Origin of the sequence: Marinomonas sp. SBI8L, assembly GCF_001624705.1 — a bacterium.
Classification (GTDB): Bacteria; Pseudomonadota; Gammaproteobacteria; order Pseudomonadales; family Marinomonadaceae; genus Marinomonas.
Genome location: NZ_JSEO01000008.1, coordinates 154358 through 170633, shown reverse-complemented (window position 1 = coordinate 170633; position 16276 = coordinate 154358). Strand labels below are relative to the sequence as shown.

General features: G+C 39.1%; 15 protein-coding genes. 4 read left to right on the top strand and 11 right to left on the bottom strand.

The features are described 5' to 3' along the window. Nucleotides 1-19 precede the first annotated feature (19 nt). From OA91_RS13770 to pseF, 4 genes are all read left to right on the top strand, one after another. Nucleotides 20-580: a DNA-3-methyladenine glycosylase I gene (locus OA91_RS13770; RefSeq protein WP_063338888.1), complete on the top strand. Its 561-nt coding sequence runs from the start codon at nt 20-22 to the stop codon at nt 578-580. Nucleotides 581-681: 101 nt separating this feature from the next. After that, complete coding sequence (pseB, locus tag OA91_RS13765; RefSeq protein ID WP_063338887.1) at nt 682-1674, top strand: UDP-N-acetylglucosamine 4,6-dehydratase (inverting); 993 nt, start codon at nt 682-684, stop codon at nt 1672-1674. A 3-nt stretch (nt 1675-1677) separates the two neighbouring features. Continuing rightward, nucleotides 1678-2889: a UDP-4-amino-4,6-dideoxy-N-acetyl-beta-L-altrosamine transaminase gene (gene pseC / locus OA91_RS13760; protein ID WP_063338886.1), complete on the top strand. Its 1212-nt coding sequence runs from the start codon at nt 1678-1680 to the stop codon at nt 2887-2889. After that, nucleotides 2886-3569: a pseudaminic acid cytidylyltransferase gene (gene pseF, locus OA91_RS13755; protein WP_197477810.1), complete on the top strand. Its 684-nt coding sequence runs from the start codon at nt 2886-2888 to the stop codon at nt 3567-3569. Before pseC ends, pseF begins: the two co-directional genes overlap by 4 nt. A 4-nt stretch (nt 3570-3573) precedes the next feature. Here pseF and pseG read toward each other — a convergent pair whose 3' ends face one another. The 11 genes from pseG to flgL all read right to left on the bottom strand — a co-directional run bounded on the left by pseG (nt 3574) and on the right by flgL (nt 16274). Beyond that, nucleotides 3574-4575: a UDP-2,4-diacetamido-2,4,6-trideoxy-beta-L-altropyranose hydrolase gene (gene pseG, locus OA91_RS13750; protein WP_157203843.1), complete on the bottom strand. Its 1002-nt coding sequence runs from the start codon at nt 4573-4575 to the stop codon at nt 3574-3576. Between the two features lie 8 nt (nt 4576-4583). Then, nucleotides 4584-5612 (bottom strand): pseudaminic acid synthase, encoded by a 1029-nt coding sequence (gene pseI / locus OA91_RS13745; RefSeq protein WP_063338884.1) that lies wholly within the window; start codon nt 5610-5612, stop codon nt 4584-4586. 23 nt (nt 5613-5635) lie between these two features. Continuing rightward, entirely contained in the window at nt 5636-7756 is a 2121-nt protein-coding gene (locus OA91_RS13740; protein WP_063338883.1) for a motility associated factor glycosyltransferase family protein, read from the bottom strand. Continuing rightward, nucleotides 7749-8039, bottom strand: coding sequence for a hypothetical protein (locus tag OA91_RS13735; protein WP_046016576.1), 291 nt, complete (start codon nt 8037-8039; stop codon nt 7749-7751). Before OA91_RS13735 ends, OA91_RS13740 begins: the two co-directional genes overlap by 8 nt. A gap of 3 nt (nt 8040-8042) precedes the next feature. Next, nucleotides 8043-8477, bottom strand: coding sequence for a flagellar export chaperone FliS (gene fliS, locus OA91_RS13730; RefSeq protein ID WP_046016577.1), 435 nt, complete (start codon nt 8475-8477; stop codon nt 8043-8045). Nucleotides 8478-8503: 26 nt separating this feature from the next. Beyond that, nucleotides 8504-9928 (bottom strand): flagellar filament capping protein FliD, encoded by a 1425-nt coding sequence (gene fliD / locus OA91_RS13725; protein WP_046016578.1) that lies wholly within the window; start codon nt 9926-9928, stop codon nt 8504-8506. Between the two features lie 29 nt (nt 9929-9957). Further along, nucleotides 9958-10392: a flagellar protein FlaG gene (locus OA91_RS13720; RefSeq protein ID WP_063338882.1), complete on the bottom strand. Its 435-nt coding sequence runs from the start codon at nt 10390-10392 to the stop codon at nt 9958-9960. Between the two features lie 60 nt (nt 10393-10452). Further along, entirely contained in the window at nt 10453-11340 is an 888-nt protein-coding gene (locus OA91_RS13715) for a flagellin N-terminal helical domain-containing protein (protein WP_046016580.1), read from the bottom strand. A 719-nt stretch (nt 11341-12059) separates the two neighbouring features. Beyond that, on the bottom strand, nt 12060-12950 hold the full coding sequence (locus OA91_RS13710) for a flagellin N-terminal helical domain-containing protein (protein ID WP_063338881.1): 891 nt from the start codon (nt 12948-12950) through the stop codon (nt 12060-12062). A 490-nt stretch (nt 12951-13440) separates the two neighbouring features. After that, nucleotides 13441-15027, bottom strand: a complete 1587-nt coding sequence (locus OA91_RS13705; protein ID WP_063338880.1) for an HD-GYP domain-containing protein — start codon at nt 15025-15027, stop codon at nt 13441-13443. 17 nt (nt 15028-15044) lie between these two features. Further along, complete coding sequence (gene flgL, locus OA91_RS13700) at nt 15045-16274, bottom strand: flagellar hook-associated protein FlgL (RefSeq protein ID WP_063338879.1); 1230 nt, start codon at nt 16272-16274, stop codon at nt 15045-15047. Between the last annotated feature and the right edge of the window lie 2 nt (nt 16275-16276).

Genomic DNA, 16276 nt, shown 5'->3' with positions numbered 1-16276 from the left:
CGTTATCAGGCCTTTTATTATGTCACTTTTACGCTGCTCTTGGTGCCTTGCTTCTGATTCCTATATGGATTATCACGATAAAGATTGGGGCAAACCTATTTATGATGACCAAACACTTTTTGAGTACCTAGTATTGGAAAGTGCGCAAGCTGGATTAAGCTGGATCACTATACTTAATAAGCGTGAAGGCTACCGTAAAGCCTTCCATCAATTTGATATCGATAAAGTGGCAAATATAACTGACACCGAACAAGAGGCCTTATTACTTAATCCAGAAATTGTTCGCCATAAAGGAAAGATACAAGCCACCATAAATAATGCAAAGCAGTTTCAAGAGATTATCAAAGAGCATGGCAGCTTCAGCACTTATTTCTGGGCCTTTAGTGATCATAAAGTCATAGATAATAAACCGGAAGATATTAGCCAAGTACCAGCCAGTACTGAGCTCTCACACACCATAGCTAAGGACTTGAAAAAAAGAGGCTTTAAGTTCTTTGGCCCAACAACCTGCTATGCTTTTATGCAAGCAACCGGCATGGTGAACGACCATATTTTAGAGTGTTTTACTCGAATCAAATAAGGCTTTGATTCTATTAATGTTTTACAAAAAATGGCCGATAATATGTGATGAAGTATAGCGCCTTCAAATAAAAATTGATTTTAACTTTGGTATATATATATATGTTTGATAATAAAAGCATCTTAATCACTGGTGGTACTGGTTCATTCGGCAAGCAGTATGTAAAAACCTTATTAACAAACTACCAACCAAAAAGGTTAATCATTTTCTCTCGTGATGAGCTCAAGCAATATGAGATGCAGCTTGAATTTAATACTGACTGCATGCGCTATTTTATTGGGGATGTAAGAGATAAAGACAGGCTGATGCAAGCAATGCAGGATGTTGACTTCGTCATACATGCAGCTGCTTTAAAACAAGTCCCAGCAGCCGAATACAACCCTATGGAGTGTATTAAAACCAATATACATGGGGCAGAGAATGTAATCGCGGCAGCAATTGCTAATGATGTAGAAAAAGTCATAGCACTTTCGACAGATAAAGCTGCAGCACCAATTAATTTATATGGTGCAACCAAGCTAGCATCTGACAAGCTTTTTGTAGCAGCTAATAATATGGTAGGTAAGGGGCAAACTCGATTCGCGGTTGTTCGTTATGGTAATGTCGTGGGTTCTCGCGGTTCTGTCGTACCTTTTTTCGAAAAGTTGGTTGCAGATAAAGCAGAACATATCCCTGTGACTCATGTAGAAATGACACGCTTTTGGATTACATTACAAATGGGAGTCGATTTCGTTCTAAAGAACTTCCAGCGTATGCATGGAGGTGAAATTTTTATTCCCAAAATACCCTCTGTCCGTATTTTAGACTTGGCAAAAGCCTATGCACCAAACACTCCAATTAAAGAAGTAGGCATCCGGCCAGGTGAAAAATTGCATGAAATAATGTGCCCTACTGACGACTCTTATCATACCTTTGAATACCATGATCATTATGTCATCGCACCTAGCATTAAATTTTATCATGATGACATCGGCTTTAATAAAAATAAGCTTGAAGAAAAAGGTGAGTTAGTAGAAGCAGGCTTTGAATATCACTCTGGTACAAACCCTCACTTTTTAAGCATTGATGAAATCAAACACTTCAATAACGGGTAATATATGACATTAAAAAAAGCGATAGAACCGTCATTTATCCCTTATGGAAAGCAGAGTATTGATAATGAGGATATTAATGCTGTAATCGACGTTTTAAAGTCAGATTTTTTAACTCAAGGCCCTGTCATACCTGCTTTTGAAAAAGCATTTTGTGAATACACAGGAGTTCACAATGCGGTCGCAGTTGCTAATGCAACTGCCGCTCTACATATTGCTTGTTTAGCGCTTGAAGTAGAGGAAAATGACATTGTTTGGACTTCCCCTAATTCATTTTTATCCTCTGCAAATTGTGCACTCTTTTGCAATGCAAAAATAGACTTCGTCGATATTGACTCAAGTACATATAATTTATGTGAAAAGAAACTAGCAGAGAAATTGGCCATAGCTGAACAAGAGGGTAAGCTTCCCAAAGTAGTCATTCCGGTACATTTCGCAGGCCAGCCCTGTGAAATGCAAGCCATTCACACCCTATCTCTAAAATATAATTTTTCTATTATTGAAGACGCCTCACATGCAGTTGGGGCATCATACCAAGGCCAAAAAGTTGGCTCTTGTGAGTATTCTGATATTTGTGTTTTTAGCTTCCACCCCGTCAAGATCATTACTACGGCCGAAGGTGGATTAGCATCCACGAATAACCCAGTACTTGCAAACAAAATGCGTAAGTACGCATGCCATGGTACAACACGAGAGCAAAATGAATTATTAGATAAAGAGCAAGGTAGCTGGTACTACGAACAACAAACACTAGGCTTCAATTATAGAATGACTGAAATGCAAGCCGCTTTAGGGCTCTCTCAGTTATCTAAACTAGATGTTTTTATTCAACTAAGGCATGCACTATTTCAAAACTACTCTAGTTTATTATCTGATCTTGATATCACTTTACCCCTACTTCAGAAAGGTAGTCACTCTTCGCTTCATCTATATCCAATATGTTTAAGTAAAAAGCTCACTCCTTTTCGCAAACAGATTTTTCAAGAGTTAAGATCAAAGGGGATAGGTGTTCAGATTCATTACATTCCGATTCATACTCAGCCTTACTATCAGAATTTAGGTTTTTCTTGGGGAGATTTCCCGCATGCAGAAAACTACTACCATTCTTGTATATCCTTACCTTTATACTCAGACCTTGCTTTTGAGCAACAAAAGAGAGTAAGAGAAGCATTAAGAAGTGTCTTAAGTAGTTTTGAAGAGTTAGAGAATAATTTATGATCAATGTTGCAATCATTCCTGCAAGAAGCGGCTCTCAGAGACTACCCAAAAAAAATATTATTAAACTATATGGCAAGCCACTCATTGCCTATTCCATTGAAGCGGCAATGAAAACAAAGCTGTTTGATCGCATTATTGTCTCGACGGATTGCGAGGAAATTGCTTCAGTGGCTAGGTTATTTGGCGCAGAAACCCCCTTTACTAGACCGGCAGAGCTCTCTGATCATTACAGTACAACGACAGCTGTCTTTCAGCATGCCGTCAGCTGGTTAGTATCTTCAGGAGAAAAGGTTGATAAAGCCTGCATGATTTATGCTACCTGCCCTCTGCTAAAGCCTGAGTACTTAATTCAAGGCTATGAGAAGTTAACTCAAGCTAAATTTAGCTTTGCTGCCACCAGTTTTGCTTTTCCGGTACAAAGGGCGCTAAAGCAAACCAGTTCAGGACATGTTGCTCCTATGTACCCTGAGTTTATACAGCATAGGTCTCAAGATCTTATTGAAGCTATTCATGATGCAGGACAATTCTATTGGGCTAGAGCGAAAGATTTAGTAGAAGGCCCAGAGTTTTTTGGCCCTGAGTCAAAGCCAGTTATGCTCCCTCGATGTTTAGTACAAGATTTAGATACAGCAGAAGACTTTGAAGTGCTAAAGCAATTATTAGAATTGCATTCCGATTAACTATCTAAAATGTCGATTCTATTTTTTCGAGTATCTGATCTAACCCTGAGTGCTGTGAGTGAGGAATACGAGATTGACACTGACTGAGATAATCAGTGTCATCCCAATCCACCATGATTTGCTCGCATATCTTGGCCACCATCAGTGCCCTAACATCTTTTCCTTTATCATGTATTCGATACACTCTGCACCACCCATAGCTTTCATGCTCTTTTAGCAGCTCGGTTTGATTATCCGCTACCTGTAAAAAACTACTTGGTACACCCATGGCAGCTAGCTCAAACAAGGTGCTTCCACCTGCTGAAATAGCCATTTTAGCTTGACTCATTAACCCAGCAACATCTCTTACACTCTGTTGATACTCAATATTATGCTGCTGACATAAAGCAATGACTTGATCTGCTCCCTTTGCATTCTGACCAAGCATAACCATCATATTTTCAGAACGAAAACCTAATGAGTTTAAACATGTAAGGATAGGCAGAGTTAAAGAAAGAGAGTCTGTTCCTCCTAAAGTGATAAATAATTTATCAGAGGAACCATGTGGTTTGTGCCTAAATTGGGGTCTTAACAAAGCATAATCTAAACCAAGAAACAGGTCTGGTGCTTCCTGATAGCTTCGTTTTAAGTCAGCAAGATTAACTTGGTAATCCAAAGAGATAGGGTTTAGCAGCCAACGACAATGTAAAGTCCCCCTATCATTCATATCATCGATCAAAAAGAGCTTAGGCTGGGCTTTATACAAAGCCTCAATCATCTTTGAATCATATTGATAGTGATCCAGTATGACGAGGTCTGCCTGTGCAGCCATCTCTAAAAAAGCGTCCTCATGACTAATAAAAATATCCTCATCAGTACTCATTTGACAACAACTAACATGACAAACAAAAGATACTTGCCAACCTTTCTCGCAAAATAAGTCTGCCAAAATTTGACACCTTACTCTGTGCCCCATACCGATTTCTTGAGAAGCATCCGCTCGGATAAGTACTTGTTTATTGGCCACATTTAGCACTAAAGAATTTGCTCTTCTAACATGGAAAAATCCAGTGCTTCCCCTTTTTTCACATCAACGTTCAAGGTTTTACCCAAGACATCAGGCCAATGCTTTGGCGCAAGTCCTAGTGAAGGCCTGATAATTTGCATATTAGAGTCAGACAATTTATCGCCTTTCTTACTATCTTTTGAGATATAAATTGAGCGACGATATTGTCTATAATCTTGTTCTGCTTTGGTACCACCATAAGTCACTTCACCAAGCGCAGCTTTCGCCTGTCGACAGGCAGAGACTAATTGAGCCAATTCATCCGGCTCCATGGAGAAAGCAGCATCAACCCCACCTGCACTTCGATCCAAGACAAAGTGTTTTTCTATAACACTGGCACCTAACGCCGTAGCAGCAACTGCTGCAGCAAAACCTTGAGTGTGATCAGATAAACCGACCTGACAATCAAATGTTCTGGCTAAATCTGCAAGTGTTGCTAAATTAGAATCTTCAATTTTCGCAGGATAAGTACTGGTGCATTTGAGCAAGGTGATGTCATTATCACCGATTGATCTAACAAGGCTCACCGCTTCTTCAATTTCAGCCTTGGTCGCCATACCGGTAGACATAATCATAGGCTTACCCGTTTTTGCGACAGCTGATATTAGTGGCAAATCAGTTAATTCAAACGAAGCAATTTTATATAATGGCACATCAAGCTCTTCTAAGAAGTTGACTGCTGCAATATCAAAGGGTGAACTAAAAGCGATAAGACCGAGTGATTTAGCATAATCAAATAAAGGTTTATGCCACTCATAAGGAGTGGAGGCTTTTGCATAAAGGTCATATAAATTGTCGCCTTCCCACAAACTCCCCTGAGCAGATACCATAAACTCCTCATTTCTTACATCTAACGTCATGGAGTCTGCAGTGTAGGTTTGTAGCTTTATTGCATCGACACCGGTTTTAGCAGCGGCTTCTATCATGGCTTTAGCCAAAGAAAAATCTTGATTATGATTGCCTGATAACTCAGCAATAATAAAAGGGGATTGCGGCATTGAATCAACCTTAAATAAGTTAATTAGCCATTGTATAACAAACGCATTTTATCCGAGCCACCATCAACAAACTGGCTCACATCGTCTGCCATAATTGGCATTTCTTGTAGAAAATCACACCATATATTAAAGATTTTTTTAGCGTGTAATACGGCTTCATGCTCTTCACGGTAAGCATAAACCGATTTAATAATGGCGAAAGCAGAATAGGTAAAAGAGCCAGCAAAAATATCATATAGATGAGTATGTATTGTGGTTTTTAATAAGAATAAGGTTCTATATTGATGCCATAACAAGTTAGTGACATCTTCTCGGGTTTGAATTTTGTCATCCCAGCCTTGTTGCAAGAATTCAACCACTTCATCAAATGCTGTTTGAGAGATAAGCTCCTTGGTATCCATGGACATCACTTGCTCAGGCGCATCATCAAAGAAAGTTTCGTATAAAACCTCAATCACTTTTTGTTTATTAATATCTGGATCAAATATCATGGCATCTTCAGGCTGAACAGGAATACTGCCCTCTATTTTGGCGCCATCAGACAAATTAAAACATGAAAAGCTTCTTTCTTTATGTAGTTGTTTAAGCATTAACTCAAGTTGCACACGAGATGAGTCCATAATACTTGTGGTATGAACTTCACCACCAAAGTTACCTGGCCTAACAACCAGTTTTTCTTCAACAAAAGTCTGAAAACCTGTTTCTTTACCGTCTTTACCATAATAACCACTATGCTTGGAGTGGTGCACAGTCATATCTTTAAAGCCGTTATCAACGCCAGCAAAGTAGACGTTTTTAAAGCCAAATAAATGCACAAAGGATAAAGCTAAGTTAGCAACGATAGGGCCTGAGTGATTCATTTGTACATATTCAGTACTATCACCCGCCGCTCTTGCTTTAGACAGAATAAGGGACGTAATTGCTTCGCCCGGCTTCATCCCCATGCCGCTACGTTTAAAATACTTGAAGAAGTCAGGGTGCATAACATCAACACTTAAAGCCAAAATATCTTCAAGATAGTCAGCCTCTAAGAATTCAAACTTTTGGGCGGTATGAATCATACGCTCAACATCAACATGCATATCAGGCTTAATACCTAGTCGGCTTAAAGTGTTGATCGTAGTACCACAACAAATAAATAGGGCTTTATCTTTAACTTCTTTGATTAGCTCAATCGAATTATCTAAGGAAGGTCCGTTACCTAAAATAAAGACAGGAATATCTTTCATCCAATTAGGTAGAGAGTTTGGCTCGCCGGCGTCATTTCGCGTCACTCTCGCTAGCTTAGATTTAGGTAGAGACTTCAATCCATGTGCAACACCCATTAAAGCATCATCAAAAAAGCCCCACCCCATTATTTGAGTACTATAATGCTTTACAAAATAATCCAGTGCAGCTTGTATTTCAGGGCTAAGATAGGCCACATGCAAATACGTCATGCCTGCCATAAAAAAGCCATTTTCGGTTAGCTGTAAAGCATATTTTTGACTTAGCTCTTTAGGACTCAAACCAATAATAATATGAATGGTTTTGCCATCTTGATTGAATTTTTCAAGAATTGGACGCCAATCTATGGCAAACAGAGAGTAATAAAATAAATCTGGGTTAGCTTCATAAAGGTAAAGGTGTTTAACTTCTTTACGGGCTAGAAATGCCTCTAGCTGATAACCAAGTTCTATGCCGAAAAAAAATACTGATCCAGCAAAATCGGGTATTTCTGTCAGAGGCGTTAGTCCCTCTGCACCTTGATCTATCACATCTTGGATAAGGTTATTAAAATAAACATGTCGAGATGGATGATCTTTAGTACGAGTGATATCTAACACCGTTTTATTTGGCTCGTTTATCACCTTGTCAATTTTTGCTGCTGCTTTACTTTTTACGGGACCTTGATACAAAGGATTATCTTGCGCCAGATCGATATTTAGATCACCAAACTCATCCAAGAATATTTCTTGGTTTTGCGGTCTAAATGACTGAAAACTTTCAAAAATATGAGGCATCATTTCTTCTAAAGCCTGCATGTTTTTCTGAAACTTCTCGGTAAAAATAGCATCCTTTTGTCTAAGTGATTCCAATCTCTCTTGTTTCTGTTTAAGTCTTGCTTCAACAGAGGCTATAGAGTCATTGATATCATTAGACATTTGAGGAGATTCCTTTGTATTGTTTGATACTTTTTCGAGCGTGTTTGGATTTGCTCAGTGCGCCTTTTAGCTTGTCACGTGCTTTAGTAACAAGTAATTGAGCCTTGGTATGACTTTGTTGAAATGCGTTTAATACATCCAGATCTTCTGGTTTCGCAGGTTCATTATCTTTAACTAGCTTTACGCCTTGTTGGCATAGAGAAAGCACTAAAGGAATATCAGACTGCTCGATAGCAGCATTGATTTGTAGGGTAATATCCTCTAATGCTTGATGGTATTCCATAGTTTAACCGTTACCTAATCGCTCATTCTCTTTTTCCATATAAGCTTCTTGCTTATCTAATTCTGAGATTTGATCCCAAGCACCTTTAATTTGCAGCATCAAACCCATAACTTCATCAATAATACTGTTATCAAGTTTAGAGCTTGCTTCAGTAATTCTGAATGTCATGTAGTCATAGAGGGAATCAAGGTTATCTGCAAGCTCAGGGTTATATGAGCGATCAAGAGAGTCTTTGAGGGCGTTAATAATTTCAATCGCTCGAGTTAATACGTTTGCCTTTCCTTCCAAGTCGCGTCTTTCAATACAACCTTTAGCAAGGGCAAGCCTTTCAAGCGCCCCCTGCATCAACAGCTGTATAATACGGTGCGGGTCGGCTCCGGCAAGGTCAGACTTTAAAGAATCTTTTTTATAAGCCTGAATACCCTTGTTTACGTACATACATTAACTCCAATTCTTCTAGTCTTCTATTCTAATCCCGCCAGTTGACTACGTAAGTAGGCGCCACTGGCATTCATTTCAGCGATCGAGCTATCAAGTGAAGAATATTGTTTACGCAATGTTTTTTCATATTGCTCCATCCTAAGATCAAATGCCTCTCTAGATTCATCATTAGAGGTAATTTGAGACTGGATAGAGTCTTCAGTACTGCGAAATAGTCCACTTGCACCCATATAAGGTTGCATCAGCTCATCAAAAGCTTTTGCAATTCCACGCTCTCCAGTAAACATATCGGCAAAATTTCTAAAACCTGAACTAATTGCGTTATCTAATTTATAACTGTCGACTTTAATTAAGCCATTTCTTTCAACTTCTAGGCCTAAATCGAACATAGTTCTAAATTCACCATCACCTTCAAAAGTTCTACCTAAGGTAGTAACTAAAGAAGACTCAAGATTTCGGAGTAGACTATTTCCCTGTAATGTTCCGCCCATTTGCGTAAGATCATTAAAGGTGGATACCATCTTATTATAGGAATCGGTTAAGGTTCTAATCGATTCTTTGATGGTTTCAGAGTCGGTCGAGATAGATGCTGCGACCTGCCCCTCTGTTTTATTCAAGGCTTCAATTTCTAGGCCTTGAACGGCTTTATCAAAAGTATTGTTTTCACCCTGTATTTCAACACCATCAACATTAATGATGCCGTTTTGAGAGAACTGAGTTGAAATAAGGTTATCAGGAACCATGCTTAAATTATTCTTAGTTGATTTAAGCAAGTCTGTGTATTTTTGCGGAAGTGTCGCGAAATCATAGCGGGTATCTGTCCCCATGATATCGACTAAAGTTTTTTCGTAACTTGAAATAGTAAGGTCGTTACCATCACCCGTCTTATCAGATTCGATAATAAGGCGAACATCACCCTCACCAGTATCAATAATACTAGCGGAAACACCAAAATTCTTTTCAGCTTGAGCAATGATGCCTGACAATTCTGCCAGTGTCGTACCACCTTCTAGGTTGATGGTAAAAGACTCATTACCTGCAGCAAATGTCATAGTACCACCCAATGCAGTTAAAACTTCATCGGGAGATTCAAACACATTAGGTAACAACTCCATCCGACTTCCGGATGCGACCTGATTTACACCAACATTGTATTGACCATTTCGAGCTCGACCACTTGCTTCTATTGCAACAGCATCGCCCGTACTTGGTTGCTCAATATCGGCAATACGGCTATTAAATAAACGAGGGTCATTAACTTTTTTAACGGCTTCATGAAAGGAAAACGCCACTGACTCCGCTGAACCAACAGCAGAAAGCTCAACCGACAAATCTGATATTTTTTGCTCATAAGCTGCAATTTTAGAATCTCTTTGAGAACTAACTAAGCCACTCACAAGAGATTCCAAATCCATACCAGAACCTGTTCCTAAGGCTCCCACACTCATATACTGCCCCTAAATTTAAGTCAAAGTTGCTAAACCTCTCGATTCACTAACGCGCCTTTGATATCACCCAATTCACTTAATAACGCTTGAATACGTTCAGACATTTCAACAAACTCTTCTGTCGGTATTTGTCTGACGACCTCTCCCGTTTCTTGATCAAGCACTTTAACAACATTATCTTTGTTTGCACTTGAAACATCAAAAGAAAGCTTAATATTTAACTGCGCCATACTCTTAGTTGAGTCCATTAGCTGCTGAAAGTCTACTTTTTCCTTTTTTTCGTTTACGTCCCTTTGCATGTATCTAGCATCAGCTTGAACGTTCTGGCCTTCACGAAGAGATGTTACAGTTTTCGTTTCTCGCGTTTTTTCTTGCGCAAAACTCTCTGCCCTCGAGTGTTGAAGCTGTTGGCCAACACCAAGATCCATTGAGCTTTTTAATAAATCACTCGAACCTATTGCCATGATAGCACCCTCCAAAACCCAAAAAGCTGAGGTAGCCCCCAGCTTTTATCACGCACTGAATTAGCCTAAAAGCGATAATGCAGTTTGCGGTCTTTGGTTTGCTTGAGACAGAATAGTCGTACTTGCTTGTTGCAAAATTTGATTACTTGTCAATTCAGCAGTTTCTTTAGCGAAGTCGGCATCAGCAATACGTGATTTCGCGCCTTCAACATTCTCTTTGATGTTACCCAAGTTACTAATAGTAGAACTGAAACGGTTTTGAACCGCACCAAGCTCCGCACGCTTAGTATCGACAGCAGCAATCATACTACCTAGCATTTCAATCATACTTTGCGCATTGGCAACAGATGAAATAGATGCAGTAGCAGAAGTAACAACGGTTGTACCCGCTGCAGATGAAAGACCTTGTACACTAAATCCACCAAGACCAGAAACATCAACACTGTTGCTTACACCAGCAGTAGCTAGGGAGAAACTGATTGTTTGCTGTGAATCAGCACCAACCTGGAAAACACCTGATGAATAAGAACCGTCAAGTAGGTTCTGACCACCGAAGGTAGTATCAGAAGCAACACGGTCAATCTCAGTTGTTAGTGCAGAGATCTCTTGTTGTAGCGCTAATCGGTCATCATCGGTGTTAGAACCGTTTGCTGACTGAATTGCCAAGGTACGCATACGTTGCAACATGTTTGTTGTTTCGTCCATCGCCCCTTCAGCAGTTTGCGCCAAAGAAATACCATCGTTAGCATTTCGAATAGATTGGTTCAAACCATTTGTCTGAGAAGTCAAACGGTTAGAGATTTGCAAGCCAGCAGCATCGTCTGCCGCACTATTGATACGCTTACCAGATGCTAAACGTTCAAAAGTTGTATCCAAGTTATTACCTGAAGTGGATAACTGACGCTGAGCATACAAAGAAGTCGTATTTGTATTTACATATACAGACATTATAGCCTCCTAGTTTCGCCTAATTGTTTACCTGCCAGGTAAACGCTTTTTTCCGATATTGAATGCGTGTCGCCAAACACGATTCCAATAATCGTAAAACCTCTTAAATTTGTTTTCGGCCCAAAAAACAAAAGCTTTAGATAAAAAAGATACTTTTTTCCTTAAGGCGGAAAAAAAAGGCATAGAAAGCGGCAATAAAAATCCTTATTCACTTGTTATTTCAACAAGTTAGATAGATTTTTAATGATAAAAAATAAAGAAAATATTTTTTATATAGGAGGATTTGTCCATTTTTTTCAAATCTGGTGCTTTTTTATACTTTATTAATCGAACAGAAAGGTTGGCACAGGTATTGCTATAGATATGTTGTGGGACTGCCAATCTCACAAAAAAAAGCCAAACACTTCGAATGTTTGGCTGAAATCACTTCTAGGAGAGAGAAGCGAAATTTTCAAGTGCCATCGCCAAACCTCTTGCCTCCGGCATTTGAAAGTCCTTCGTAGAGCGGCCTGATCAGCCGCTTTTTTATGCCATTAGAAAACTAATGGCTTGCCAATCACTTCTTCAAAAGAAGCCTTTAGTAAATCCCTTTAACTTTCGCCAAAAAGCTAAAAGCAATTTCGCTTACTTATCAACCTTCACCAATTAACCTCTAGTTGATAAGCCCTTCGCAGAGCAGCCTAACTAAATTTTAAACGTGATCTTGTGACCGCGATTTATTAACCCCCTAGTAGGGACATCGCTGATTGTGGTCTTTGGTTTGCTTGCGACAAGATAGTTGTACTAGCTTGTTGCAGAATTTGATTACTTGTCATGGTCGCAGTTTCTTCCGCGAAGTCCGCATCACGAATTCGTGAACGTGCGCCTTCAACATTCTCTTTGATGTTACCCAAGTTACTAATGGTAGAAGAGAATCGGTTTTGTACCGCACCAAGCTCCGCACGCTTAGTATCAACCGCAGCAATCATGCTACCCAGCATTTCAATCATACTTTGCGCATTCGCAACAGAAGAAACAGATGCTGTTAATGAAGTAATAATGGTTGTACCAGCAGCAGTCGATAAACCCTGAACGTTAAAACCACCTACAGCAGAAATATCAACACTATTGTTAGTACCGCCACTTGCAAGTGAGAAACTAATTGTTTGGCTTGCGTCAGCACCTACTTGGAAACTACCAGAAGCATAACTACCATCAAGTAAGTTTTGTCCACCAAAGGTTGTTGTATCAGCAACACGGTCAATCTCTGTTGCTAGCTGAGCAATCTCTTGCTGAATAGCCAAACGGTCATCATCTGTATTGGAACCGTTGGCAGACTGGATAGCTAGAGTACGCATACGTTGCAACATGTTAGTTGTTTCGTCCATCGCACCTTCAGCAGTTTGTGCTAGGGAAATACCATCGTTTGCATTTCGCATCGCCTGGTTTAGACCATTTGTCTGAGATGTTAAACGGTTCGAGATTTGAAGACCCGCCGCATCATCTGCTGCGCTGTTAATTCGTTGACCAGAAGCCAAACGCTCGAAAGATTTATCTAACACGTCACCAGAATTACCTAATTGACGCTGAGCGTATAATGACGTTGTATTAGTATTTACATAAAGTGCCATTGTTTTCTCTCCTAAAACAAGATTTTCACTCAACAACCATTAGTGTTATTTAATTATTTGGTTGTTTGCTTGATACAATAGTTATCGACGACATGAAAACTTACTTTAATTTTTTTTATAACTTTTTTTATTTTGATCTTTTAATTTATTTTGAGGATATAACTTATCGATCGAATATAGAAAACCTTTAACTTTTTATTAAATATTTTCAAACAAAATAATTAAATCAAATAAAATCAATAACTTATAATTGATTTATTTTTTATCAGCACGACCCCAACTTATAAAAAGCAAGAATTAAATATTATATTAACAACCACTTATTTAAATAAAAAAGAAAAGAATTAGAGAATTAGAGAGTTAGAGAATTAGAGAATTAGAGAATTAGAGAATTAGAGAATTAGAGAATTAGAGAATTAGAGAATTAGAGAATTAGAGAATTAGAGAATTAGAGAATTAGAGAATTAGAGAATTAGAGAATTAGAGAAGATTATACAAATAGATAATCTTCCATTTTTATATTAATTAATTGTGCATCAACAATTCTTTTAATAGATACATCACCTGCCGTGACTTCTAAATCAATATCTTGAGGTGCCATGCTTGTTTTTTGTTTAGCCAAATAGATTTGTCTAACCAATTTTGGTGTTAACGCCTTATTCAACGTCAAAACAAAACCAATTCGTCCGTTCGACAATTCAACACAGGTACCAATTGGAATACGACCAACGCATTGAACAAAGCGTTTAGTTAAATCGGCATCAAAGGCTAGACCAGCTTCATCCGTGATTCTTTTACAAGCTTGCGCTGGACTCATAGGGCTTTTATGGGACTGGGTCGATGTCATAGCATCATAGGCATCGATAATGGCTGCCATTTTTCCATAGACAGAGATTTCCTCACCAATTTTCCCCTCAGGGTAACCAGTACCATCAATTTTTTCATGATGATCTTCAAGCATTTGATACACTATTTTTACTAACCAATCTGATGCCTTAACTGCCCGTAAACCAAAACTGATATGCTTTTTAAACATCTCAAACTCTGACTCAGAAAGCTTACCCGCCTTATTCACCATAGGCTCTGGTAATTTAAAGCGACCATAATCAAATAACAAACCACCAAGCGCAATGGCTTTAACATAGGCATCAGACATCTTTAAACTTTTAGCAAAGTGTATTGCCAGAATACAGCACCCTATTAGGTGTTTCACAAGGTAAGTATCAGGTGAACGCACAAACCTCACACACAAAAGTGCACTCGGATTTCTATCGTAAGAAGCAATTAGCTTATCGATTAGCTCAACTAAAACCTTCTCATCAAAGGCTTTTCCTTGTTTGAATGGCGCCTCTTGAGATAATAGGATAGCCATAGCCTCTTCATATAAAGGCAAGGCATCTTTAATCTCATCCGCCACACTCACAGTTTTAGTCTTTTTAACAGCCCTTGCCATGAGCGATCTTTGCCTTAACGACAAGGTAGCTTCTGGTTTCTTTTCAGAAACGACAGCCTCTTCATTGTAAGCAGGCATATCACTTTCTGTTTCTTTGATTGGCTTACCTGCATCAGACTCTTCACCACTCTCCCCCAAACGCCCTTCTTTAAAATCTAGAATATAGTCTCGGGTATAGTCATTAAGAATATTGCGAAAGTATTTAAAGGCGCTTTGACCTTTTTCATAGCGGGTTCTGACATCACGGGAGTCATAGCGACCATCAAGCTTACGTAAACTTTTTACAGACTTACCAACAGCAACAGACAGGCAGACTTCCAACAACCTTTCCTGTGCGTCATAGAGTCGATCTTTTGGATTAGCGATAATATTCTTATCGTAAAAGTAGGGATCATAAGGAAGCAGTCCGGAAGCAAGAGCCGGCTTAACAAAATCGAGAACCATTTGCCTTTTTACTATGGCAACGATTCTATGCTTACTCCCTTGTTGTTTAGCAATTTTTTTAACTTTTGATGAATAACTTACTTCCGTTTTAAGCCCTAACACCTCGATAATTTTATCGATATCAAAATAGCTAAAGCTAATATCTACGCCAAATAAGCGTTCAACATCAAATTTTTTCATAAGGCACTATTTCTTTCTTACATGGTGTCAAACAAAGATAAGTTAGATAATCGGTTAAAGAGCTTCTGAGAAGAACTTATAGCAGCCTCTTCTTGTGCTAGCTCAGATGCAGCTTCCGCAATATCTAAACCAGCAATCTCATCTTGGGCAACACGATTAGAAATTGACTTCATTTCCCCGTAGGAACCGACTTGGGCAATGGTGTTCAGGTTAGCACCAACCTCAGAGCGAGCAGTATCTACAGAGTTCATAGTATTTCGCAAACTTACTGTTGCATCACGCAAAGCACTTTTTCTTTGATAAAAATCTGTATCTGGGTCCAATAAAACCTTAAGTGTTTTATTCATCTCATTAAGGATATTGTCACGCTCAGGCTTATCAAAAGTCACCACCCCCGTTGTACCAGCAGCACCCTCTAGAGTTAGCTCCATACCAAATACATTAATCGGACGCCCAGACTCAAATGCACCACTGGCAACAACCTCACCAACAGAGTTAGTTAGAGTGAATGTATCCCCAATACCTGCTCCAGCGCCTGGCACAGTAGCGAAGACAAAAACATTTTGCGTTGGGTCAATCGCACTGTAGTTTTTTTGCAAAAAATCATCGTAAACACTTTGATCTTTTATCTCTGTTCTTACACTCGTTTCACCCGCTAATTGGGTATAAGTAAAATTATTTCGCGTCCAAACATCTTCGAAAACGGTTTTGCCTGAATCAGCCCCAGTCACTGTCACATTATCTGAGATCTGTAATTTTTTACGGCCTTCATCACCTTCAAACTCATAACGACCATCTGGCTTTAACTCAAAGGCAGAACGTGTTGATTCATGCCCAGAAAAGATATGATTGCCATCTGAATCTGTTGAGTTCATTAAATCAGCTGCGGCTAAAGTCAGCATTTGTAACTCTTCAGAAATCGCACCTAAATCTTGATCCCCGTATGCGCCATTCTCTGCTTGAATCAAAAGTATATTGGCACGGTTAAAGAGGTCAGTCAGACCGTCCAGTACAACCTCTTCATATTCAAGGCTGTTTTTTGCCATTACGGCATTTTCAGAGTACTGATCCAACAATAAGTTCACTGCTTCATAGCGCATGACTTGAGCAGCACCCACAGGGTCATCACTGGCCGTCATAATGTCGGTATTTTCAGAAATACGTCTCTGGGTCTGCAAATACCTTTCATTCGACTTAGTTAAGTCAGTTAACGATTGGTTATAGATAAAATTATTTGAAACTCGCATAT